22 protein-coding genes and 1 riboswitch are annotated in these 21086 nt (G+C 69.8%); of the genes, 3 read left to right on the top strand and 19 right to left on the bottom strand.

Annotation, left to right across the window (positions count from 1 at the left end; translation table 11 throughout):
* Window positions 1-80 precede the first annotated feature (80 nt).
* Both V7Q39_RS04150 and V7Q39_RS04145 read right to left on the bottom strand, forming a co-directional pair.
* Window positions 81-1058, bottom strand: coding sequence for a hypothetical protein (locus V7Q39_RS04150; RefSeq protein WP_333815207.1), 978 nt, complete (start codon window positions 1056-1058; stop codon window positions 81-83).
* 25 nt (window positions 1059-1083) lie between these two features.
* Complete coding sequence (locus tag V7Q39_RS04145; protein ID WP_333815206.1) at window positions 1084-1968, bottom strand: glycosyltransferase; 885 nt, start codon at window positions 1966-1968, stop codon at window positions 1084-1086.
* A gap of 135 nt (window positions 1969-2103) precedes the next feature.
* Between V7Q39_RS04145 and V7Q39_RS04140 the strand changes: the two genes are divergently transcribed.
* Both V7Q39_RS04140 and V7Q39_RS04135 read left to right on the top strand, forming a co-directional pair.
* Window positions 2104-2988 (top strand): LysR family transcriptional regulator, encoded by an 885-nt coding sequence (locus V7Q39_RS04140; RefSeq protein WP_333815205.1) that lies wholly within the window; start codon window positions 2104-2106, stop codon window positions 2986-2988.
* Between the two features lie 11 nt (window positions 2989-2999).
* Window positions 3000-3875 carry a DMT family transporter gene (locus V7Q39_RS04135; protein WP_443082487.1) on the top strand — a complete coding sequence of 292 codons (876 nt, stop codon included), beginning with the start codon at window positions 3000-3002 and terminating at the stop codon, window positions 3873-3875.
* A 64-nt stretch (window positions 3876-3939) separates the two neighbouring features.
* Here V7Q39_RS04135 and V7Q39_RS04130 read toward each other — a convergent pair whose 3' ends face one another.
* The 10 genes from V7Q39_RS04130 to cbiE all read right to left on the bottom strand — a co-directional run bounded on the left by V7Q39_RS04130 (window position 3940) and on the right by cbiE (window position 11703).
* A complete protein-coding gene (locus V7Q39_RS04130; RefSeq protein ID WP_333815203.1) occupies window positions 3940-4884 on the bottom strand; it encodes a phosphotransferase enzyme family protein in 945 nt (314 codons plus the stop codon).
* A complete protein-coding gene (gene cobF / locus V7Q39_RS04125) occupies window positions 4877-5623 on the bottom strand; it encodes a precorrin-6A synthase (deacetylating) (protein WP_333815201.1) in 747 nt (248 codons plus the stop codon). Before cobF ends, V7Q39_RS04130 begins: the two co-directional genes overlap by 8 nt.
* Window positions 5624-5678: 55 nt before the next feature.
* Window positions 5679-6437, bottom strand: coding sequence for a CbtA family protein (locus V7Q39_RS04120; protein ID WP_333815199.1), 759 nt, complete (start codon window positions 6435-6437; stop codon window positions 5679-5681).
* 13 nt (window positions 6438-6450) lie between these two features.
* A complete protein-coding gene (locus tag V7Q39_RS04115; RefSeq protein WP_333815197.1) occupies window positions 6451-6627 on the bottom strand; it encodes a CbtB domain-containing protein in 177 nt (58 codons plus the stop codon).
* Window positions 6628-6661: 34 nt separating this feature from the next.
* Window positions 6662-6882: riboswitch (cobalamin riboswitch) on the bottom strand.
* Between the two features lie 57 nt (window positions 6883-6939).
* A complete protein-coding gene (locus V7Q39_RS04110) occupies window positions 6940-7257 on the bottom strand; it encodes a DUF1636 domain-containing protein (protein WP_333815194.1) in 318 nt (105 codons plus the stop codon).
* Window positions 7254-7991 (bottom strand): uroporphyrinogen-III C-methyltransferase, encoded by a 738-nt coding sequence (cobA, locus tag V7Q39_RS04105; protein WP_333815193.1) that lies wholly within the window; start codon window positions 7989-7991, stop codon window positions 7254-7256. The genes V7Q39_RS04110 and cobA overlap by 4 nt, the downstream gene beginning before the upstream one ends.
* Window positions 7988-9322, bottom strand: a complete 1335-nt coding sequence (locus V7Q39_RS04100) for a cobyrinate a,c-diamide synthase (RefSeq protein WP_333815192.1) — start codon at window positions 9320-9322, stop codon at window positions 7988-7990. The genes cobA and V7Q39_RS04100 overlap by 4 nt, the downstream gene beginning before the upstream one ends.
* A complete protein-coding gene (gene cobM, locus V7Q39_RS04095; protein ID WP_333815190.1) occupies window positions 9319-10104 on the bottom strand; it encodes a precorrin-4 C(11)-methyltransferase in 786 nt (261 codons plus the stop codon). Before cobM ends, V7Q39_RS04100 begins: the two co-directional genes overlap by 4 nt.
* 67 nt (window positions 10105-10171) lie before the next feature.
* Window positions 10172-10531, bottom strand: a complete 360-nt coding sequence (locus V7Q39_RS04090) for a cobalamin biosynthesis protein (protein WP_333815188.1) — start codon at window positions 10529-10531, stop codon at window positions 10172-10174.
* Window positions 10528-11703 carry a precorrin-6y C5,15-methyltransferase (decarboxylating) subunit CbiE gene (cbiE, locus tag V7Q39_RS04085; protein WP_333815186.1) on the bottom strand — a complete coding sequence of 392 codons (1176 nt, stop codon included), beginning with the start codon at window positions 11701-11703 and terminating at the stop codon, window positions 10528-10530. Before cbiE ends, V7Q39_RS04090 begins: the two co-directional genes overlap by 4 nt.
* Between cbiE and V7Q39_RS04080 the strand changes: the two genes are divergently transcribed.
* A complete protein-coding gene (locus V7Q39_RS04080) occupies window positions 11702-12433 on the top strand; it encodes a cobalt-precorrin-6A reductase (RefSeq protein ID WP_333815185.1) in 732 nt (243 codons plus the stop codon). The genes cbiE and V7Q39_RS04080 overlap by 2 nt on opposite strands.
* An 80-nt stretch (window positions 12434-12513) precedes the next feature.
* On the opposite strand, the gene cobJ is transcribed toward V7Q39_RS04080, so the two are convergent.
* From cobJ to V7Q39_RS04045, 7 genes are all read right to left on the bottom strand, one after another.
* Entirely contained in the window at window positions 12514-13248 is a 735-nt protein-coding gene (cobJ, locus tag V7Q39_RS04075; RefSeq protein WP_333815183.1) for a precorrin-3B C(17)-methyltransferase, read from the bottom strand.
* Window positions 13245-13976 carry a precorrin-2 C(20)-methyltransferase gene (locus V7Q39_RS04070; protein ID WP_333815182.1) on the bottom strand — a complete coding sequence of 244 codons (732 nt, stop codon included), beginning with the start codon at window positions 13974-13976 and terminating at the stop codon, window positions 13245-13247. Before V7Q39_RS04070 ends, cobJ begins: the two co-directional genes overlap by 4 nt.
* 2 nt (window positions 13977-13978) lie before the next feature.
* Complete coding sequence (locus V7Q39_RS04065; RefSeq protein ID WP_333815180.1) at window positions 13979-14608, bottom strand: precorrin-8X methylmutase; 630 nt, start codon at window positions 14606-14608, stop codon at window positions 13979-13981.
* A complete protein-coding gene (locus tag V7Q39_RS04060) occupies window positions 14592-15896 on the bottom strand; it encodes a precorrin-3B synthase (protein WP_333815178.1) in 1305 nt (434 codons plus the stop codon). The genes V7Q39_RS04065 and V7Q39_RS04060 overlap by 17 nt, the downstream gene beginning before the upstream one ends.
* Before the next feature lie 142 nt (window positions 15897-16038).
* Window positions 16039-19488: a cobaltochelatase subunit CobN gene (gene cobN, locus V7Q39_RS04055; RefSeq protein WP_333815176.1), complete on the bottom strand. Its 3450-nt coding sequence runs from the start codon at window positions 19486-19488 to the stop codon at window positions 16039-16041.
* Window positions 19489-19599: 111 nt separating this feature from the next.
* Window positions 19600-20634, bottom strand: coding sequence for a cobalamin biosynthesis protein CobW (cobW, locus tag V7Q39_RS04050; RefSeq protein ID WP_333815175.1), 1035 nt, complete (start codon window positions 20632-20634; stop codon window positions 19600-19602).
* Window positions 20631-21005, bottom strand: coding sequence for a DUF1636 domain-containing protein (locus V7Q39_RS04045; RefSeq protein ID WP_333815174.1), 375 nt, complete (start codon window positions 21003-21005; stop codon window positions 20631-20633). Before V7Q39_RS04045 ends, cobW begins: the two co-directional genes overlap by 4 nt.
* Window positions 21006-21086 lie beyond the last annotated feature (81 nt).

The raw sequence follows: 21086 nt of genomic DNA, 5'->3' as shown, positions 1-21086 counted from the left end.
GCGCAGACGCGCTGACGGATGGCGATCCCGGGCAATGCCCAAGGGACCGGAAGCCTTGGCCTCCGGGGAATTGGGGTGGGTTACGCCGAACCGGCGGAGGAGTCAATCACGGCCAGCATGTCGATGGCGAGGGTGGCGCCCGTTAGCCCCGCCACCGGCACCCCGGTCGAGGCGGGGCCGGGCAGCGGAAACCGGGCGTGGCGCACGGAAAGGTTGGCATGAAGATCCTGCGGGTCGGGCCCGCCCCGGTAATGGGTGGTCGCCTTCAGCACGGTCAGGCCGGGGATATCGGGCAGCGCCAGCGCATCCATCGCCTGATGCGCGGCGGCGGCAAGGTCGGGCGCGGTGCCCTGTGCGGAAAGCCAGGCGAAGCGACCGGCCCGGCGCAGGATGGCGCCGCCCGGCGTGGTTTGCGCGACGACAGGATCCGGCGCCAGCGTGAGGATCGCCGAAACGCCGCCCTGCGGCGGCAGAACCCGCGCCGCCGGGTCGGGCAGATGCGAAGCCGGCGGTGGTTCGTCCGAAAACCACTGGGCCGAGAGAAGATGCCCGGCATCGACTTCGGCCAGCAACCGCAGGCCCGAGGCCATGTCCGGCGCCGAGAGGTGCAGCAATGTCAGCGGGCCACCCTCGACGCGTGTCAACCGGGCAGGGCCGTTCTCCGTGGTGGTTCGGCGCGGAGGCGCGGCGGTGGCGTAGATGTCCACCTCGATCCGCATGCCGGGATAGTAGAAATGCGGCAGGCGGATGGGGGCGAGTTCGGCATCGGGAAAGGTTTCGGCGAGAGGGGCAAGCACCTCGGCCGGGTCGTCGCAATCGTGGTAGACCACGAGAAGGGCCGCGTGGTGCGGCTCTGGCAGATGGGCAAGCGCGCCCTGCCCCATCTCGGCCACCTGCGCCGACTGCGCAGCAGCGTTGCCCGGCGCCTGCACCCGCCCCTCAGCATCCAGCGGACACTGACCGCAGGTGACCGCCAGCCCGCCGGTGGCAACCGCAAGCGAGCATGCAACCGGGATCGGCATGTTCCACATCAGGCCCATGGGCAGGTGATGGATCATCGCGGACACTCCATTGGCAGACGAATCATGTCAGGGACGGCAGGTCGGACATGCCTTTCACCGCCTCGCAGCGGGCGATCAGGCCGTCCAGCGTCTCGCGGTCGATCCAGGGGAAGGTTTCCGCCAAGCGGCGGTCGACGGTGGCGGCATGTCTTGTGCCTCGGCGACTGGCCCGTTCGCGTTGCAGGCCGGTGAGGATCCGATCCTGATGCACGGCCGTGTCGTTGTCGAAATGCTGGCTGCGGATATGGGCGGCGAAGCCCGGGTCCGAGACCACGGGCCAGCGGGTCCAGACATTGCCGTGCATCATCTGGAACGGGTTCTTCTGGAAGCCGCCGCCGTTCACCGTTGCAAGCCCGATGGCGGTCAGGAAGCGCTGCTGCATCATCGAGGTGCCGACGGGTTCGGTCGCGCTGGCCGGGAACAGGAAGATGCCGGTCGGGAAGGTGATATGGGTAGAGGGCGACAGGATGCTGCTGATCTCGCGCAGACGGGAGATGTAGTTGACCGACAGCGCATCGTCGTCGTCCAGCCGGAAATGCACCGAATGGCCTCGGCCCTTATGACCCGCCGCCTCGACCACGTACTTGTGGAAGGCGAGATCACCGCGTTCGTGGTGGGAATATTCGACCACCGCGCCGGGCAGACGGGCGGCCAACGTATCCAGGCGCTGCTTGTAGCGGTCCGGCATGACCTTCGAGGACATGATGACGGTGCGGAAATCGCGGTCGGTCTGGTGTATCAGGCTGGGCAGCGTGAGGTTCTCGAACAGGAAGAACCGGCGGGCCATGCGGGTTTCATCATAAAGCCGCGCCAGCGCCGTGCCATCGCTGTCGGGCTGGGTACGGGTGTCGGTGATTCCGTAGAACGAAAACCGGATATGCCCGTAGATCGGCCGCCTGTCGAACACCCCGGACCACTCCCTTTCCTGCTGGCCAGCAAGAGCACCAGACTGGCGCGGCAAGTCAAGCCGGGGCTGCCGTCCGGCTCTTGCGCCCGGGGCGGAAACCGGCTGTTGTGCGCAGACGCACAGGCGGGAGACGAGATGGAGAACTGGGACGAGATCCGCACGGCATTCCAGGTGGCACGGCTGGGCACCGTCTCAGGCGCGGCCGAGGTGTTGGGGGTGCATCATGCCACGGTGATCCGCCATATCGACGCTTTGGAAAAGCGGTTGGGGGTGAAGCTCTTCCAACGCCATGCGCGGGGCTATACGCCGACGGAATCCGGCCGCGACCTGCTGGCCGTGGCGCAGACGACGGAAGAGCAGTTCGCCCATCTGGTCAGCCGGATCAAGGGTCAGGGCGAAAGCGTCTCGGGCGAGCTGGTGGTCACCTCCATCGCCGGGATCGCCGATCTGCTGACGCCGGTGATGGTGGGGTTCCAGGAGAAGTTCCCCGAGGTCCGGGTGCGCTTCCTGACCGACATGCGGGTGTTCCGGCTGGACTATGGCGAGGCACATGTGGCGCTGCGGGCGGGCAACGGGCCGGAGGAGCCGGACAATGTGGTGCAGCCGCTGGTGCGGATGAAGGCCGGTCTCTATGCCGCGCAGACCTACATTGACCGCTTCGGCAAGCCTGCGTCCGAGGCCGAGTTCGCAGGCCATCGCTTCGTCTGCACCGATGCCGAGGTCACGCGCGCGCCGTTCCACCGCTGGCTGCGGGCCACGGTTCATCCCGACCAGATCGCCTATGCCGCGACCGAACCGGCGGCGCTGGAACAGGCGGTGCGGCAGGGGGCGGGGATCGGCTTCATGATGGGCTTTCGGGCCTACGAAGATGCGAACCTCGTCGAGGTGCTGCCGCCGCGGCCCGAATGGGAATCGGCGCTGCGGATCGTCACCCATGTTGACCTGCATCGAACGCGGAAGGTGCAGGCCTTCCTGGCGCATCTGAAGGATGCGGCGAAGGAGTGGAAGTTCTGCACCTGATGCTTTCCGGCCTGTCGCAGCCCGCGCGCGGTCATCTGGCGATGCTGGTCTTCTCGGCGCTGGTCGCCGGGTCCTTCTCTCTTGGGGTTCTGGCCGCGCCACATATCGACCCGGGCGCCCTGTCGGTGGTGCGCTTCGCGCTGGCGGGCGTGCTGGTCGGCATGGCGGCGGTGGCGACGACGGGCATCCCGCGCAGCGCCTGGGTTGCGCCCTGGCGCTATCTGGTGCTGGGCGGGCTGCTGGGCGCCTATTTCGTGCTGATGTTCGAGGGGTTGAAGACGGCCCCGCCGGTCTCGGCGGCGGCGGTCTTCACCTTGACGCCGCTGATGGCGGCAGGGTTCGGCTGGCTGTTCCTGCGGCAGCGGCTGACCGGGCGCATGGTGGTGGCACTGGGGATCGGCGGCGTGGGCGCGCTATGGGTGATCTTCCGCGCCGACCTTGCCGCGCTGAAGGCGATGGCGATCGGACGGGGCGAGGTGATCTATTTCGTCGGCTGCGTGGCCCATGCGGCCTATGCGCCGCTGGTCCGCAAGCTGAACCGGGGCGAGCCGGCGGTGGTCTTCACCTTCGGGATGATGCTGGCCGGGACGGTCCTGCTGGCGCTTTACGCCGGGCCCGCCGTGCTGGTGACCGACTGGGCGGCGCTGCCCTGGGTGGTCTGGGTGACGCTGGTCTATGTCGCGGTGGCGGCGAGCGCGCTGACCTTCGTCCTCCTGCAATATGCCACCCTGAGGCTGCCCGCGGCGAAGGTGATGGCCTATACCTATCTGGTGCCGAGCTGGGTGATCCTTTGGGAAATCGCGCTGCACGGCGCGGTGCCGCCGGGGCTGGTACTGGTGGGCGTCGCGCTGACGGTGCTGGCGCTGGGGTTGCTGTTGAAGGAATAGCGGCTCGTCGTTCCCTTCGTTTCTCATCGCGGGTGACGAGGCGCCGAAGGCGAACGAGGGGCGGTCAGGGGTGGAAATCGCGAAGGCCGTCGGTCAGGTAGCGCTCCGCCAGCTGCAGCGTGCCTTGCGTGTAGGCCGGACCGCCAAGCGCCTGCGCGGTGTCGCTGTCGGCGCGGGTGGAAAGCCAGGCGGTAAGCAGCACCCGGCGCAGGAAGATCAGCGAGGGGATCATCGCGCGGTCTTCCGCGCGCAGCGGGGCAATGCGGGTGTAGCCGTCCACCCAGCGGGCGATGAGGTCCGGCAGGCGCGGGTCGGTCTCATAGAACGACAGGGCGGCGGCGAGGTCGTAGACCCACCAGCTGAACCCGCAATCGTCGAAGTCGAGGACGCTGAGCGTGTCGCCATCCACCATCAGGTTGGCAAGGCGCAGGTCGGCGTGGATCAGGCCGAAGACCTTTGGCCCGGTGCCATAGGCGGTGAGCCGCGCCGCGAGGGCCTCCGTGGCGCGGGACAGCAGCGCCTCGGCCTGCGGGTCAAGCCCCTGCGCCTGCCGCCAGGGACCCCAATGCGGGTGGGGGCCAAGGATGGTCTCCACGTCCCAGCGCTTGCGGGTGAAGCCCGGGGGAGGGGTCCATTTCCGTGCGTGCAGGTGCAGGCGGGCGGTGATCTCGCCCAGCGGCGCGAACCAGCGGGCGAGGTCGTCGCCGGGCTGGAGTTCCTGGCCGGGGATCGGGGCGAATGCGACAAGGAAACGACCGTCCACTTCGGTGACGAGACCCTGCGCGCCGGTGAGGGGGCGGACGGTGTTCAGGCCGGGCAAGTCTTGCAGGGCGCCGAGCCAGGCGAGTTCGGAGGCGATTTCGGCCTTGGTATGATAGCCCTGCCGATGCAGGCGCAGGACCAGCGGCCCGGCCCGCCAGGTCTCGTTTTCCGAACGGTTGAGGAGGGTGAGCGGAGTGTCGGGCGGCAGGCCGTAGACCGGCAGCGCCCGGGCGATCAGATCAGACATCACCGCCCCGGCGGAGGAGGTAGATGTCCATGATCCAGCCGTGCTTGGCGCGATGCTGCGCGCGGGTGGTGAGGATGTGGTCCGCGACTTCCGCGAGGGGGCCATGGATCAGCACCTCCTCGGGCATTCCGACATAGGCGCCCCACCATATCTGCGTGTCGGTAGGATCGAGCGTGGTGAAAGCGCCGCCCTTGTCCAGCATGACGGCGAGGGTGACAGCCCCCTCCGGCCAGCCGTGGTCGCGCAGCTGGCGGCCGGTGGTGATGGTGATGGGCGCGGCGAGGGTGTTCAGCGGAATGGCATGGGCCGCGGTCAGCGCCTGAAGCGAGGTGACGCCGGGGACCACCTTGACCGTCAGGCCTGGCAGCCGGGCGGCGATGCGCAGCGTGCTGTCATAGAGCGAGGGGTCGCCCCAGACCATCAGCGCGACATTGGCGGCGTCGGGATGGTGGGCGGCAATGGTCTCGGCCCAGACTTGGGCGATGGCATCGTGCCAGTCGTTCACCGCGCCAAGGTAATCGTCCTGGTCGGCCCGCTGCGGCACGTCGTATTCGGCGACCGGGACCGGTGCGGTCAGCACCTGGTGCAGGATCTGGCGGCGAAGGTCGGCGAGATCCGACTTCGCTTCGCCCTTGCGGGGGATCAGGATCAGGTCGGCCCCGTTCAGCGCGCGGATGGCTTGGCCGGTGACATGGTCGGGATTGCCGGTGCCGATGCCGATGAGGTGGAGCGTGGTCATATTCGTCTTCCGGGACTGCGGCCCCCGGACAGGGGCCGCAGTCTGGTTAGCGCAGTCAGGCGGACGTGTCAGCCTCTCGGGCCCAGATATAACCCGCCACCCAGCCGAGGACCGCCCAGACGGTGATGCCGATGACCAGAACCCGCGCCGCGAAAGCCCCGGCCACTTCGGGCGGGGCGACGCCGGCAAAGCCTTCCAGCTCGGGCGCGCCGATCACATGCGGCACGGCCAGAAGGACGATGGCCACGGCTGCGGCAAGGAGGCTGCGGCCATAGGCGAGAAGGCCCAGCGCCAGTGCCGTCGCGATGACGGTGCCCCACCACCAGATCTGCCGCTCGCCAAGATCGGCGGCAGGCGTGCCCGGAAGCTCGGGCGCCAGACCCAGCGCCGGGGCCAGCAGGAAGGCGGCGCCACCGGCAAGGCCCCAGAGCAGGCCTTCGCGCGCGGTGATCGTCTTGCCGTAGAGGCTGGCGATGCCGAAACCGGCCACCAGGATCAGCCCGTAGCCCACATAGACCACGCCGTAGAAGATCGTGGTCAAGAGATTGCGGGTGAAGGGCGAAGCCTCGCCCTCGTCGCCGTGGTCATGCGCGGCTTCCGCGCCGTCATGGCTGTGTTCGGCGGCGGCATCGCCCTCTGCGGGGGCGGCCTCTTCCTCGGCCGCGGGAACGCCGGCATAGTGCACCGCCGCGCCAGTTTCATACTCTTCACCGAGGAGAATGAACTCCTGGATGAATGCAAAATGCAGCACGGCCGCCAGCAGCCATGCCACACAGCCAGCGCCGATCGCGCTGGTCAGCAATTTCCGGGTCATGATGCGTCAGGCGTCAGTGGCAGGGGAAGCCGGACGCGTGGCGCACGTCATGCGCCGCATCGTGGATCGTTGCCGAATGCGCGTGGCCGGCGGCGAAGATCAGCGCCACGCCAAGCAGCGCCATGGCGATCAGCGGCACAAGCGCGGCGGTCTTGTCCGAGGCGCGGGTCGAGGAGGTGGTCGTCGTCATCTCATGCTCCTTGCCGTCACACCCGACGGCAGTTCGGGTTACCTCTCGCCTGGCCGGTCTCCTGACTCGCGGGTCGCAGCCTGCTTTCCGCCTTCCCAGTCCCCGAAGGGACCAGTGGCCGATGGAAAGCCGCTCGCCGCATACAGTCGCGGGGGCGGTCGGGTTCAGGGCGCCGTTCACGGTACACCCCTTCCCATTCCCGTTTCAGTCCGGACGCTTTGCGCCATGTTGGACACCATGCCGCTTCAGTTGCCATCAGCCGGGGGCGCGGGTCAAGGCGATTTGCGCCCCTCTCGGGCGGAATGCGACGAGTCAGCCCGGAATACGGGCGATGGCCTTCATCCGCAGGCCACCGATCACTCGCGCATCGGGCAGGTTGCCGTCGGGCGAGGCGGCATAGTGCCGGGCGAAGGTCAGGAGGTCGGGCAGGTCGTCGGCGGTGAGGTCGCCGAAGAGATAGGCGGTCTTGCCGGGCGCGCGGAAGGCGCAGGTCGAGGGACGGGTGCAGCCGGACATGCAGTCGACGGTGGCGACCCGGGCGGTCAGGCCTTCGGCGGTCAGCGCCGTCTGCAGAGGTGTGGCAAAGCCGGAGCGCCCCAGCGCGCAGCTGGCGCAGAGCGTGACGATCACGGCGTCCCCTCGGCCAGCGCACCCAGGATGATCAGGCCGGGGCGGGGCGAACGTTCCTCGGCAAGCTCGCGTGCCAGTTCGGCGATGGTCGAGCGATGGAGGTATTGCTCGGGTGTAGAGACGGCTTCGGCCAGGAGCGCGGGGGTATCGGGCGACAGGCCCGCGGCGACCAGCAGCTGCGCCAGCGCGGGGAAGGTGCGCTTGCCCATGTAGATCACGGTGGTCGCCTGCGGGTCGGCCAGCGCCGGGATGTTCAGGCCGGGCGGCAGGTCGCCGGTCACATCGGCGGCGGTGATGAACTGGATCCGCTGGGCGTGCTGGCGGCGGGTCAGGGGGATGCCCGCGGCGGCGGCGGCGGCGGCGGCCGAGGTCACGCCGGGGATGATCTCGCAGGAAACCCCGGCGGCTCGGACGGCGGTCAGCTCTTCCTCCAGCCGCCCGAAGATGCCGCTGTCGCCCGATTTCAGCCGCACGACATTGGCCCCGGCCAGCGCATAGTCCACCAGCAAGCGGCTGACATGGTCCTGCTTGGGCGAGGCGCGGCCCGCCCGCTTGCCCACGCCCACCATATCCGCGCCGGGCCGCGCCAGCGCCAGGATGGGGCCGGAGGAGAGGTCGTCGTAAAGCACGGCATCGGCGGCGGCCAATGCTTTCACCGCCTTGACGGTCAACAGATCCGGGTCGCCGGGACCAGCGGAGACGAAGGTGACATGGCCCTTGGTGCTGCCGGTCATGATGCGCCCGCGATCAGATGGAAAAAGGTGCCGGTCGATAGCCCGCCCCCCGGCTGGAGTCGAGTGCTGCCGGTCTCCGGCACGGGGTCGCCATTGGCGTCGGTGACATCGGCCAAGGGTGCGTCGGGCTGGGTGACTATCGTGGAATAGTGGAACTCGTGCCCCCGGAGCGCACCGCCCGTGACATGACCGGGAATCGCCTGTCGCAACACAGCGCTGCGGTAGCCGAGGTGCATCTTCCGCTTCTCGTAGCTCGTCACCAGCCCCAGCAGACCGGTCATCGGGTGGCGGATGCCCTCCTTGTCGATGATCGCCTCGCCCATCGCCATGTAGCCCCCGCATTCGCCATGGACGGGCTTCGTTTCGGCAAAGGCCCGGAGCCCGGACCGGAAGCGGTGCGCTTGGGCAAGCGTCGCCCCATGCAGTTCCGGGTAGCCGCCCGGCAGCCAGCAGACATCGGCGGACGGATCGGGGGGCTGGTCTGCCAGCGGCGAGAAGGGGATGACCTCGGCCCCCGCCGCGCGCCAGCCCTGCAACAGATGCGGATAGACGAAGGAAAACGCGGCATCGCGGGCAAGGGCGATGCGCTGGCCGGGGGGCGTGATCCTTGGCGGCGCTGCGGGGGTGGCCGTGCTGGCGGCGGCGGCGATCAGGGCGTCGAGATCGACATTCTCGCGCACAAGCTGGCCGGCGTCGGAGATCAGCGCCTGCAGGGCGGGCTGTTCCTCGGCCTGCACCAGTCCCAGATGGCGTTCCGGCATGGCGATGGCCCCGCGCTTCGGCAGGACGCCCAGCACCGGCAGGCCCGCCTCGGCCATGCCCGCGCGGACCAGCGCCTCGTGCCGGGGCGAGGCGACACGGTTCACGATCACCCCTGCGACCTGCACATCCGACCGGAACCGCGCCAGCCCCAGCGCCACCGCCGCCGCCGTCTGCGCCTGGCCGGAGGCGTCGATCACCAGCACCACCGGCCAGCCCATCAGCGCGGCAAGGTCCGCTCCGGCGCCGGTGCCCGTCGCTCCCTTGCGCGCGACCCCGTCGAAAAGGCCCATCGAGCCTTCCGCCAGCACCAGATCAGACCCCTGCCCCGTGGATGCCAGCCCCGCCAGCATCCCAGGCCCCATCGCCCAGGTGTCGAGGTTCACCGATTCCCGCCCCGACGCGACGCGGTGGAAGGCCGGGTCGATGTAATCCGGCCCGTTCTTGAAGGGCTGCACCACCAACCCCCTGTCCCGCAGCGCGGCCAGAAGCCCCAGCATGACCGTGGTCTTGCCGGTGCCCGAGGCCGGGGCGGCGATGATCAGGCCCGGTGGAGCAGAACGGGGCGTCACCTGCCCGTCCCCGGAAAGCGCGGGTGGGTGCCGACGGGGCGGTAGCGGCGGTCATAGTCCCCGGCGTAGAGGCGGCTTACCTCGAACCCGTCCTGCGCCAGCGCGGGCCCGACGAGGATCAGCGCCGTGCGCTCGACCTCGGGCGGAACGCTGGCGGCAAGCGTGGCAAGGGTCGCCCGGATGATCCGCTGGTCGGGCCATGACGCACGCCAGACCACCGCCACCGGACAGTCGGCCCCGTAATGCGGGGTCAGTTCGGCCACCAGCTTGTCGATCAGGTGGATCGAGAGATGCAGCGCCAGCGTCGCCCCTGTGGCGGCAAAGGCGGGCAGGGTCTCGCGCGCGGGCATCTGCGTCGCCCGGCCTTCGGTGCGGGTCAGCACCACCGATTGCGCCAAGCCGGGCAGCGTCAGTTCTACCCCCAGCGCCGCCGCCGCCGCCGCGAAGGAGGGCACGCCGGGCGTCACGTCATAGGGGATGCCAAGGTCGCGCAGGCGGCGCAGCTGCTCGCCCATCGCGGACCAGACCGAGAGGTCGCCGGAATGGAGCCGCGCCACGTCCTGCCCGGCGGCATGGGCGGTCTGGATTTCCGCGACGATCTCGTCCAGCGACAGCGGCGCGGTGTTCACGATGCGGCAGCCGGGCGGGCAATGCGTGAGCACGCCTTCGGGCACCAGCGAGCCCGCATAAAGACAGACCGGCGAGGCGGCGATCAGATCGCGGCCCCGCAGCGTCAGCAGGTCCGGCGCGCCGGGTCCGGCACCGATGAAATGGACGGTCATCGCTTCTCCTCGCAAGGGCGCACCCCTGCCCTTTCACATTGGCCCAAATATCCCCGCCGGAGGCTCTTCATCCAGACCCCTCCGCAATCGCCGCCGTCGCCGTTCCGTCCGCCGATACCGCTCGCGGTGCCCTCAGGCGCGCGCCCGGCCCCGCTGCGGCCAGCGCAGCCGCCTCGGCCAGCGAGCCGGTGCCGAACAGCGCCTCGATGCGGTCGGAACGGGTGAGCGTCGGGATACCGTGCAGGGCCTCCGCTACCAGCGGCAGGACCGGCAGGTCCAGTGCCTGCGACAGGGGTCGCAATCCCTCGGCCTTCGCTGCCAGTGTCGCCAGATGCGTCACGCCCTCCGGCCCCCCGGCTTTCGCCAGCGCGTCCTGAAGCGCGGCAAGGGTCGCCCCCGACCGAAGCCCGAAGCCCGCAACGATCATCGGGTGGTGCTCCATTGCAGGATCGGCAGGGCGGATTTCCAGCCGCGCTTAGCGCCAAGGGCGGCGGGTTCGGAAAGCTCGATCTTCAGCAGGCTTCCGCCGTGGCGGGAGGACCAGTCCAGCACCAACGCCTCGGTTTCCAGCGTCACGGCGTTCATGACAAGGCGGGTTCCGGGCGGAATCAGGTCCCAGAGCCGGGAGAGCAAATCATGCGAGGCGCCGCCGCCGATGAAGACGGCGTCGGGGGCGGGCAGGCCTTCCAGCCCCTCGGGCGCGCGGGCCTCGTGCAGACGGTGGCGGTGGGCGAGGCCAAAGCTTTCCACATTCCCGCGCGCACGGGCGGCGCGGGTTGGGTCGGCCTCCAGCGCCTCGACGCGGGCGCCCCCGGCGAGGAGCCATTCGATCCCGATGGACCCGGAGCCCGCGCCGATGTCCCAGAGCGTCTCGCCAGGGCGGGGGGCGAGGGCGGAGAGCGTCAGCGCCCGGACGGGACGCTTGGTGAGCTGACCGTCGTGCTGGAAAAGGTCGTCCGGCAGGCCGGAGGCTTGTGGCAGGCCGGGGTCCCGGCCCTCGATGGCAAGGGCGACCGGGGCGGCGATGTCTGGTGGCGGATGGCCGGTTACTTGTCGGATGCGTTCGTGGGGACCGCCGAGGCGTTCAAGAATGGTCAGCCGGGCATTGGGGTGGCCGTTCGCCGTCAGCCAACTGGCAAGGTCACCCACCGCAGCCCCGTCGCGGACCGTGCAGATCGCGCGGACGCCCCGGCCCAGCACGGGGCGCAGGCGGGCGAAGGGCGCGGCGTGGAGGCCGAGGCAGAGCGTCTCCTCCAGCCGCCAGCCAAGCCGGTTGGCCGCCAACTGGAAGGTGGAGGGGGCGGGATGTGAAACCCATTCGCCGGGGGAAAGATGCGCCATCAGGCTGCCGCCTGCACCGAACCAGAACGGGTCACCCGAGGCGAGGACGACAGTGGGCTGGCCGCGGAACGCAAGAACAGAGGTAGGGTCAAAGGGGACAGGCCAAGGGTGTGCCTTTCGTCCGACATCGACATATGCAAGATGTCGCGGGCCGCCAAAAACGGCCACAGACTTCGTGATCGCACGATGGCTTGCGGGCATGAGCGCCGCCAGTCCATCCTCGCCCAGACCGATGATCGTGAGCCAGGGATCAGCCATGCCCCGCATCCTTCTCCTCGGCGGCACCACCGAGGCCGCCCGCATGGCCCGCGCCTTGGCCGAGGCAGGGGCTGATGCGGTCTATTCCTATGCGGGCCGGACCGAGGCTCCGGTCGCGCAGCCGCTGCCCGTCCGCACCGGCGGGTTCGGAGGTGTGGCGGGGCTGGCGGGTTATCTTCGGGCCGAGGGCATCACCCATCTGATCGACGCGACCCACCCTTTCGCGGCGCAGATGAGCCGGAACGCGGTGGCAGCTTGTGCCGCAACCGGCACTCCCCTGATCGCGCTGGAGCGGGAGCCATGGCAGGCCGACAAGGGCGACCTCTGGACCCATGTCCCCGACCTTCCCGCCGCCGTCGCCGCGCTGGGACAGGCCCCGCGCCGGGTGTTCCTGGCGATCGGTCGGCAGAACCTCTCCGCCTTCGCGGCGGCTCCACAGCATCATTACCTGCTGCGGCTGGTCGATCCGCCGACCGAGGCGCTGCCCCTGCCCGATGCCGAGGCGGTCATCGCCCGTGGGCCCTTCACGGTGGAAGGCGACCGGGCGCTTCTGCGGGATCACCGGATCGAGATGATCGTCGCCAAGAACGCCGGCGGCGCGGGGGCCGAGGCCAAGCTGACCGCCGCGCGGGAGCTGGGGCTGCCGGTGGTGCTGATCGACCGGCCACAGGTGCCGGAGCGAAGGGTGGCGCGGACTGTGGCCGAGGTCATGGCCTGGCTGGATCTCTAGGCGAAGGCTCGTCGAGCACTTCGTGCACTCCTCGCAAGCTTCCGAGGAGGACACGAAGTGCGCGACGAGGGGACCCGGATTCATCGCGCGCTCCGGGGAGAATAAACCCAAGGTCCGACCCGGCGGGTGGCGGAGTTTCCCACAATGACCACGGTGCGCATGTCGGCCATCTCGGGCGTGGCTTCGCCCAGCGTGACGGTGACAATGCGTTGCTCGGGGGTGGAGACGGCGCGGGCGAAGGTGATCAGCCGCCCCGGCCCACATTCCTCGCGCAGCACGGCCAGCGCTTTCACGAACCCTTCGGGGCGGCTGGCGGATCGGGGGTTGTAGAAAGCCATAGCGAAATCGGCGCGGGCGGCGTGGCGGAGGCGGGTCTCGATCACCTCCCAGGGCTTCAGGTTGTCGGAGAGGTTGATGCAGCAGAAATCGTGGCCCAGGGGGGCGCCCGCAGCCGCCGCTGCCGCAAGCATCGCGGTGATGCCGGGCAGCACGCGGATGTCGAGCGCCTGCCAGTCCGGGCGGCCCTCCAGCGCCTCGAAGACGGCGGAGGCCATGGCGAAGACGCCGGGGTCGCCTGACGACACCACCACGACGCGCCTGCCTTCAGCGGCCATCTCCAGCGCGGCGCGGGCGCGGTCAAGCTCCACACGGTTGTCGGAGGGGTGAAGCGTCAGGCCCGGTCGCGGCGCGACACGCGCGACATAGGGGATGTAGCCCACCACATCAGTCGCCTGGGACAGGGCCCCCGCGACCTCGGGCGTCACCAGCCGGTCATCCCCCGGCCCGAGGCCCGCGATGGCGAGCCAGCCGCTCACTCCGCGATCTCCGGGCGGCGGCCATGGCCGTGGACGAGGACGATGGCGAAATAGGGACAGTCGTGGTCCTCGACATCGCTGAGGCGGGCAACGCGCTGGCCCGGCATGGTGCCACGCTCCACCAGCCAGGCGCTGTCAAGCCGCCCGGCCCGCTCCAGCGCCCGGCGGACGCGGGGCAGGTTGCGCCCGGTCTTCATGACGACCAGCGCGTCGGCCTGTTCCATGTGCCGGACCAGGTCCTCCTCGGGCAGGGTGCCCATCAGCACGGTCAGCACATCGTCGCCCCAGGTGATCGGCGTGCCGGTGGCATTCCAGCAGCCGGTCATGCCGGTGATGCCGGGGATCACCTCGACCGGAACGCGGCCTTGCAGGCGGGAATGCAGGTGCATGAACGAGCCGTAGAAGAACGGATCGCCCTCGCAAAGGACGAGGACGTCATCCGTGGCAGCCAGCGTGGCGAGGCGGTCGGCCCAGTCGCCGTAGAAATGCGCCAGCGCCTGGGTGTAGTCCGGGCTGTCGAAGGGAAGTTCGGTCGTGACCGGATATTCCATCGGGTATTCGGTGGCGGTCGGGCTCAGCATCCCTTCCACGATCCGCCGCGCCTGGCCCGCCCGGCCCGCCTTGCGGAAATAGGCGACATGGCGGGCCTCGCCGATGGCACGGGCGGCGCGGAGGCTCATCAGGTCGGGGTCGCCGGGGCCGAGGCCCGCACAGATCACGCGGCCCATGGTCATTCCTTCCGGCTGGCGAGGGCGTTGACGGCGGCCACGGTGATCGCCGACCCGCCGAGGCGACCCTGGACGATCAGGCTGGGGACCGGGTGCGCAGCCATCAGCGCGTCCTTCGATTCCGCCGCGCCGACGAAGCCGACCGGGCAGCCGATGATCGCGGCGGGGCGCGGGCAGGCGGGGTCTTCCAGCATGTTCAACAGGTGGAAGAGCGCGGTGGGGGCGTTGCCGATGGCGACGATGGCACCTTGCAAATGCGGGCGCCAGAGTTCCAGCGCGGCGGCGGAGCGGGTGTTTGCCATCTCTTTCGCCAGCGCCGGAACCTGCGGATCGTGCAGGGTGCAGATCACGTCGTTGTTCCGCGGCAGGCGGGCGCGGGTGATGCCCTCGCTGACCATCCGCGCATCGCAGAGGATGGGCGCGCCGTCTTCCAGCGCGGCCCGCGCGGCGATGGCCATGCCGGGGGTGAAGCGGATGTGCGGCGCAAGCTCCACCATTCCGGCGGCGTGGATCATGCGGACGGCGACGATTTCCTCCTCGGGCGTGAAGCGGGCGAGGTCGGCCTCGGCCCGGATCATGGCGAAGCTTTGCAGGTAGATCGCAGCGCCGTCGGTTTCATAAAGGTGGGGCATCGGGGACTTTCAGGTGGTTCAGAATCGCCTGCGGGGTCAGGCCCGTCAGGCTGGGAGTGTCGGAGGCGGAGCCGTTCCGGATCAGGTCATAGCCCTGCCCGGTGGCGGTGAGGGTGAGAGGTGCCGGGCCGGGATGGGCGCAGCCCTTGGCGCAGCCGGAGAGGTGCAGGGTCTGGCCCGCGGCGACATGCGGGGCAAGCTGACGCGCGAGGTGTCTCGTGTCGCCCAAGGCCTGCGGGCAGCCGGGCGCCCCGGTGCAGGCGGTGACGCGAAGAATCGGGTCTGCGGGATCGGTGATCACATTGGGGATCGCCGGAAGGCTGGTCGCGCCCACGAGGAGCAGCATCCGCCAGGGGGTCGGGCGGATTTCATGGCCAAGCGCGGCGAGGGCCTTAAGCGTTTCCGCCCGCATCTGGCCGAAGGCAAGGGCGACGAGGGCGCCGTCCGGGCAGAGGCCGGGGGTCGGCCTTGGCAGCGGCGCAGCGGGGGCAGTGGTGCAGCCAGGAGGGACGATGCCCTTGGCGATGAGCGCGGCCATGCGGCCCCGGCCATTGCTGACGCCCCCGTTGGCGACGAACCATTCGGCCATGGCAATGGCATCGCGGGCGAGGTCGGTGACGGGCTGGCCAAGCGGATGACCCTCGGGGCGCAGGATCGGGCTTCCATCGGCGGCGCGCTCGACACGGATGTCGACCGAGGCGCCGCTGAGGACAGGGCGCGGGCCGGTGTCCAGCGCGAAACCGAACTTGCCGGGAAGGCGCGGCATCTTTGCGAGGGCGGCGGTGAGGGTAGCGGCCAGCAAGTCTGTGTTGTCATGCGCTTGACCGGCGTCGTGCCCCCCACCGCTGACCTGTCCCCTCGAGGGGGAGGGGAGGCGCGGAGTGGTGGCGTCGGTTGCAATAGTCGGCGTGGTCGTCTCCCTCCCTCCCGCGTGGGGGAGGGGTGGGGCGGGGGGACGTTCCGAAGCGAAGGACACGCTGCGGAACGGGGTGACGATCAGGTTCCGCAGCGACTCGGTCTCGATATCCGGGTCGATCAGCCCTTGCGCGCGGAGGTCGTCGATCAGCGGGCCATGGCTGGCCCCGGTCACGCCGCGCAGTTGCAGGTTGGCGCGGGCGGAGAGGTCGATGATGCCATTGCCATGGGCTTCCGCCGCCTGCGCGACAGCCTGCGCCTGCGCGGGTGTCAACCGGCCGAGCGGCGGACGGATGCGGACGACGAGGCCGTCGCCGGATTGCATGGGCCGAAGCGCGCCGGGGCACCAGCCCTTGATCTCCCAGGCGGTCATGCGGAGCGACCTCGGGTCGGGGCGGCTGTTGAATCGAGCGGCTGCGCCGCAAGCCTATGGTCTCGGCCCTGCGCGTGAAGAACGCGCAGAACCTCGGCGGTGCCTCCGGCGGGGATATTTGGACAAATGTGAAAGGCAAAGATCATGCTGCACCATCCAGCCTTGCGGCGATGGAGTTGCGGCGGGTCTGCCAGAGACCGGCGTCGCGCAGGCGGCGGAAGAGGTCTTCCATCGCTTGCAGGGCGGCGGGGTTCTCGCGCGCAAGGAAGTCGCGGACGTCATCGCGGCCGAGCGTCGCCTCGTGGTAGAGGTCGAAAAGATGCGGCGGCACCACCTGCGCGAGATGGGCGAAGGCGGCCATATGGTCGAGCGTGGCGGCAATCTCGGCTCCGCCGCGGAAGCCGTGGTTCATCATGCCTTGCGCCCAGTCGGGGTTGGCGGCGCGGGCGCGGACGACGCGGGCGATCTCCTCGGTCAGCGTCCGGGCATGGGGGCTGTCCGGCCTTGTGGCGTCGAGGTGGTAGAGGGTGGGCTTCGATCCGCCCAACTTCGCCACGGCCGCGGCGAAGCCCGCCTCGTGCGCGGCATAGTCGGCGGCGATCAGGACATCGGTTTCCGGCAGGTCCTGGGCGTGGACGAAGGCTTCCGCCGACAGGACACGGGTCTCCAGCGCGGCGCGCGCCTCGGTCGACTGGCCGTCGGGGCCGATGGCCCAGCTTGAGGCGTCGAGCCAGGCTTCTCCGGCCGCTTGTCGGGCGTCCTCGGTGAAGCTGTCGGCGGCGGTGCCCATGCCCAACCCGTAGAGGCCGGGTTTCGGGCCGAAAACCCGCGCCAGCCGGGTGGTGTAGGGGTTGTCCTCCGGGCTTTCGTCACGGCTGGCCAGCGCCTCGGCCCCCGCCTCGAAGAGTTGCGCAAGGCCGGGGAAGACGTCGCGGAAGAGGCCCGAGACGCGGAGGGTGACATCGATCCGCGGCCGCCCCAGCAGGGCAAGCGGCAGCACCTCGAAACCGGAGACGCGGGCGGACCCCTCGTCCCAGGTCGGCGCGAGGCCCGCGAGGTGCAGCGCCATGGCGAATTCCTCGCCCGCCGTGCGCATGGTGGCGCTGCCCCAGAGATCGACCACCAGCCCGCGCGGGTAGTCGCCATGGTCCTGCAGGTGGCGGCGCACCAGTTCCTCGGCCAGCTTCACCCCCTGCGCTTGGGCATTGCGCGAGGGAACGGCGCGCGGGTCGACAGAGAACAGGTTCCGCCCTGTGGGCAGCACGTCGCTGCGGCCGCGGTTGGGAGACCCCGCAGGCCCGGGGGCGACCTTCTGGCCGTTCAGCGCGGTGAGCAGCCCCGCACGTTCGCCCTCGCCATTGCCGAAGACATGCAGGCCGTGGCCAAACTGGCTTTCCTTCAGGTCGCAGACGAAGCGGTCGATCCGGGTGATCGCCTCGGCGGGGGTGGCGTTGGCAGACAGCCCAAGGTCGGCGGCGACGCCCGACGCGGCGGCCTCGTCACGGATGCTGGCGATCAACCGGCCGCGGCGGGCGGGGTCCAACCCGTCGGCGGTGGAATATTCATCCAGCAGGCGTTCAAGACGGAGGAGTTCCGCCGGCACCGCGCTGGCCTGCATCGGCGGCGGCAGGTGGCCCAGCGTCACCGCCCCGATCCGGCGCTTGGCTTGCGCGGCCTCGCCCGGGTCGTTGACGATGAAGGGATAGATGACCGGCAGCGGGCCGATCAATGCCTCGGGCCAGCAGGTCTCTGACAGGGCCACGGATTTGCCGGGCAGCCATTCCAGCGTGCCATGCGCGCCCATGTGGACCAGGGCGTGCAGCCCCTGCGACCGAAGCCAGAGATAGAAGGCGACATAGGCATGGCGCGGGGTGCGGGAGAGGTCGTGGTAGTCGCTGTCCCGCGTCTGGACCTCGCCGCGTTCGGGCTGCAGGGCAACAAGGACATGGCCGCGCCGGGTGGCGGGGAAGTGGAAGGCGCCATCCTTGACCACAGGGTCGGCGGCGGGGTCGCCCCAGGCTTCGGCGAGGTCCCGGTGCAGCGTCTCGGGCAGGGTTTCCAGCGCAGAAAGATAGTCGGTCAGCGGCCAAGCCAGGGTTTCGGCCAGCGCCCCTGGCAGGGGCGTGCCTTCGACGGTGCCGTAGCCCTCGGCGGCGAGGGTGGCAAGAAGCGCCTCGGTCGAGGCCAGGGCGTCGAGGCCGACCGCATGGGCCATCTGGTGCGCCCGGCCGGGATAGGTAGAGAGGATGACCGCCAGCTGGCGCCCGGCGGCGGGGGTGGCGGCAAGGCGGTGCCAGTGGTTCACCCGCTGGACCACAGCCTGGATACGGTCTGCGTCGGGGTGATGGGCGAAGCGGGAGAATTGCAGATCAGGATGGCGCTTGCCGGGGCTCTTGTGGCTGATCAGGCCCGCGAGGATACGGCCGTCCACTTCGGGCAGGACGACATGCATGGCGAGGTCGGCAGGCGACAGGCCCCGGTCCGACGCCAGCCAGTCACGGCGGCGGGCACCGGAAAGGGCGACCTGGAACACCGGGCAGGAGGCCGCGTCGAAAGGGGTCTGGCCGTCGTCGGACCGGGCGGAGAAGGCGGTGGCGTTGATCACCGCGACAGGCGGGTGCTGCGACAGATGCGCGGTCAGCCAGTCGGCCACGCCGGGGGCCTTGAGGCTGGGAGCGAAGGCGCCATGGGCGGAGAACCCCTCTGCGCGCAGCGCATGGATCAGCGCGTCGATCGGGGCGGTGTCGCCGGAGGTCAGGTAGCTGCGGTAGAAGGTGACGAGGACGGGGCCTTTGTCCGGCTGCCCCCCACCCCCATCCCCTCCCCACGTGGGGGGAGGGGAGGCGCGGGTTGCGGCGTTGCTATCGTTCTGCCCTGCCGATCCGCAGGAACCCCGTCCCGGGCTTGACTCGGGACCTCGTCCTACCAAGGGAGCGCCGGTGTCGGGAAGAGGTCCCGGGTCAAGCCCGGGACGGGGTTGCCCTGCATCCGGCGCGGGAATCACCCCCTTCTCCGGATCGTAGAACCCCATCTGCGGCACGGTCTTGTCGCCCACCACAGGCGGCACATAGAGGCCCGCCGCCAGCGCCAGCTGCGCCAGCGCGGCATGGGCGGCGACCGCCCCGCCCTCGTCGCACAGCGCCTGCAACCGGCGAAGGGTAGAGACCGGCAGCGTCGAAAGCTGGTCCAGCCTTTCGTCCGGCCTGCCGTCAGCGGGCAGCACCGCCAGCGCCGTGCCATTGCGGCGGGCAAGATCCTGCAGCGTGGCCAAACCGTAGGGCCAGTAGGCCTCGCCCCCGATCAGACGGACGAGAATGGCCTTCGCGCCGGAAAGCGTGCGCTCGGCATAGGTGTCGACCGAAACGGGGTGCTTGAGCGCGACGATATTGGCAAGCCGCAGGGTGGGGCTTTGCCCCGCCGTGCCTTCGGTGGGTTGCACCCCGACCCTGCGCATCCGTTCGTAGCCCGCCGCGAAAGCACCGAGGTCACTGTCCGAGAAGGACAGCACCACCAGATCGGCCGGGTCCTGGCCCAGGTCGAACGGGGTCTCGGTTTCTTCCAGCCCATGGCTTTCGCGGAAGACGACATGCATCGGTCAGGCTCCCGACCGTAGGATGGGCCAGCTCCCCCACCCCAGCCCTCTCCCAAGAAGGGGCGAGGGAGACTCCAAACGGCCAAGGGTGGTGCGGAGCCGCGTCACGGATCAGACCCCCAGCACCTTGCGGATCGCGGCTTCATCGATGTCGTCGTGCTCGGCGATGACCACCAGCTGCGACCGGCGCGGCTCCTGCCCCCAGGGGCGGTCGTATTGCGTCCGGACACGGGCACCCACCGCCTGAACCAGCAGGCGCAAGGGCTTGCCTGCGACGGCGACATGACCCTTGACGCGAAGGATGTTCAGCTCTTGCGCGAGGCGCTGGATGGCGGCGGACAGCGTCTCGGGATCGGCCTGCTCGGGCAGGTCGATCACCACCGAGTCGAAATCGTCATGCTCGTGGTCATCGGCCCCGTCATGATGCGAGGGGCGCGAAGCGAGGTCGTCCTCGGCGGCGGCGGCAAGGCCCAGCACCACGCGCGGGTCGATCACGCCTTCGGTCATCGGCAGCATCGGGACCGGGCGGTTCAGCTCGGCGGTGATGACCTCCTTGGCGGCCGCGAGGCCCGCATCCCCGGCGAGATCGGCCTTCGACAGAAGGATCAGGTCGGCGCAAAGGATCTGGTCCTCGAACACCTCGCTGAGCGGGGTTTCATGGTCCAGCGAGGGATCGGCGGCGCGTTGCGCCTCGACCGCGTCGACGTCGGGGGCAAAACGCCCCGCCGCCACCGCCTCGGCATCGGCAAGGGCGATCACGCCGTCCACCGTGATGCGGCTGCGGATCGCCGGCCAGTCGAAGGCCTTCAGCAGCGGCTTCGGCAGGGCAAGGCCCGAGGTCTCGATCAGGATATGGTCGGGGCGCTGCGGCATGGCCATCAGGCTTTCGATGGTCGGGATGAAATCGTCGGCCACGGTGCAGCAGATGCAGCCGTTGGCAAGCTCGACGATGTTCTCGACCGGGCAATTCTCGTCGGCGCAGGATTTCAGGATGTCGCCGTCCACCCCCACGGTGCCGAATTCGTTGACCAGAATCGCCAGGCGCTTGCCCTGCGGGTTCTGCATCAGATGGCGGATCAGCGTGGTCTTGCCCGAGCCCAGGAAGCCGGTGATCACGGTCACGGGGATTTTGGTCAGGTCGGTCATTCGGCGGCCTCCTCTAGGGGCGGATGGGGCGGGATGCGGGCGATGCTCTGCTTGCGGAAGACGGTGGGGCGGTCGCGCCAGGGGACGATGCCGTCCGCCGTGGCCGCGTATTTCCCCGCGCCTTCCAGGATCGCGGGGACGTCGTCAAGGGTCAGGCGGCCGTAGACATAGGACCAGGCGCCGGGCTTCGTCAGGGAAACCGCGCAGCCGGTGTTGCAGGCCGACAGGCATTCGACGCCGACGATGCGCACCCCTTCGGGCGGGCCCGCATGCTTCAGGGCGGCATAGAGCCGCAGGCCGGTGGGCAGCTCGCCCTCGGGCACTGGCAGACCGGCCTTGCAGGTGGTGCAGACGTAGAGGGTCGCGCCCATCGAAGCCTTCCAATGGCGTGGGGGGAGCAGGGCCAGAGCGGGCGCTTTCGCCCATCCCCCGGTCGCGGCACACCCCGTCCG

It is taken from the genome of Tabrizicola sp., assembly GCF_036781545.1.
In the GTDB taxonomy this organism is placed as follows: Bacteria; Pseudomonadota; Alphaproteobacteria; order Rhodobacterales; family Rhodobacteraceae; genus Tabrizicola.
This window is presented reverse-complemented; position numbering and strand designations above follow the sequence as displayed.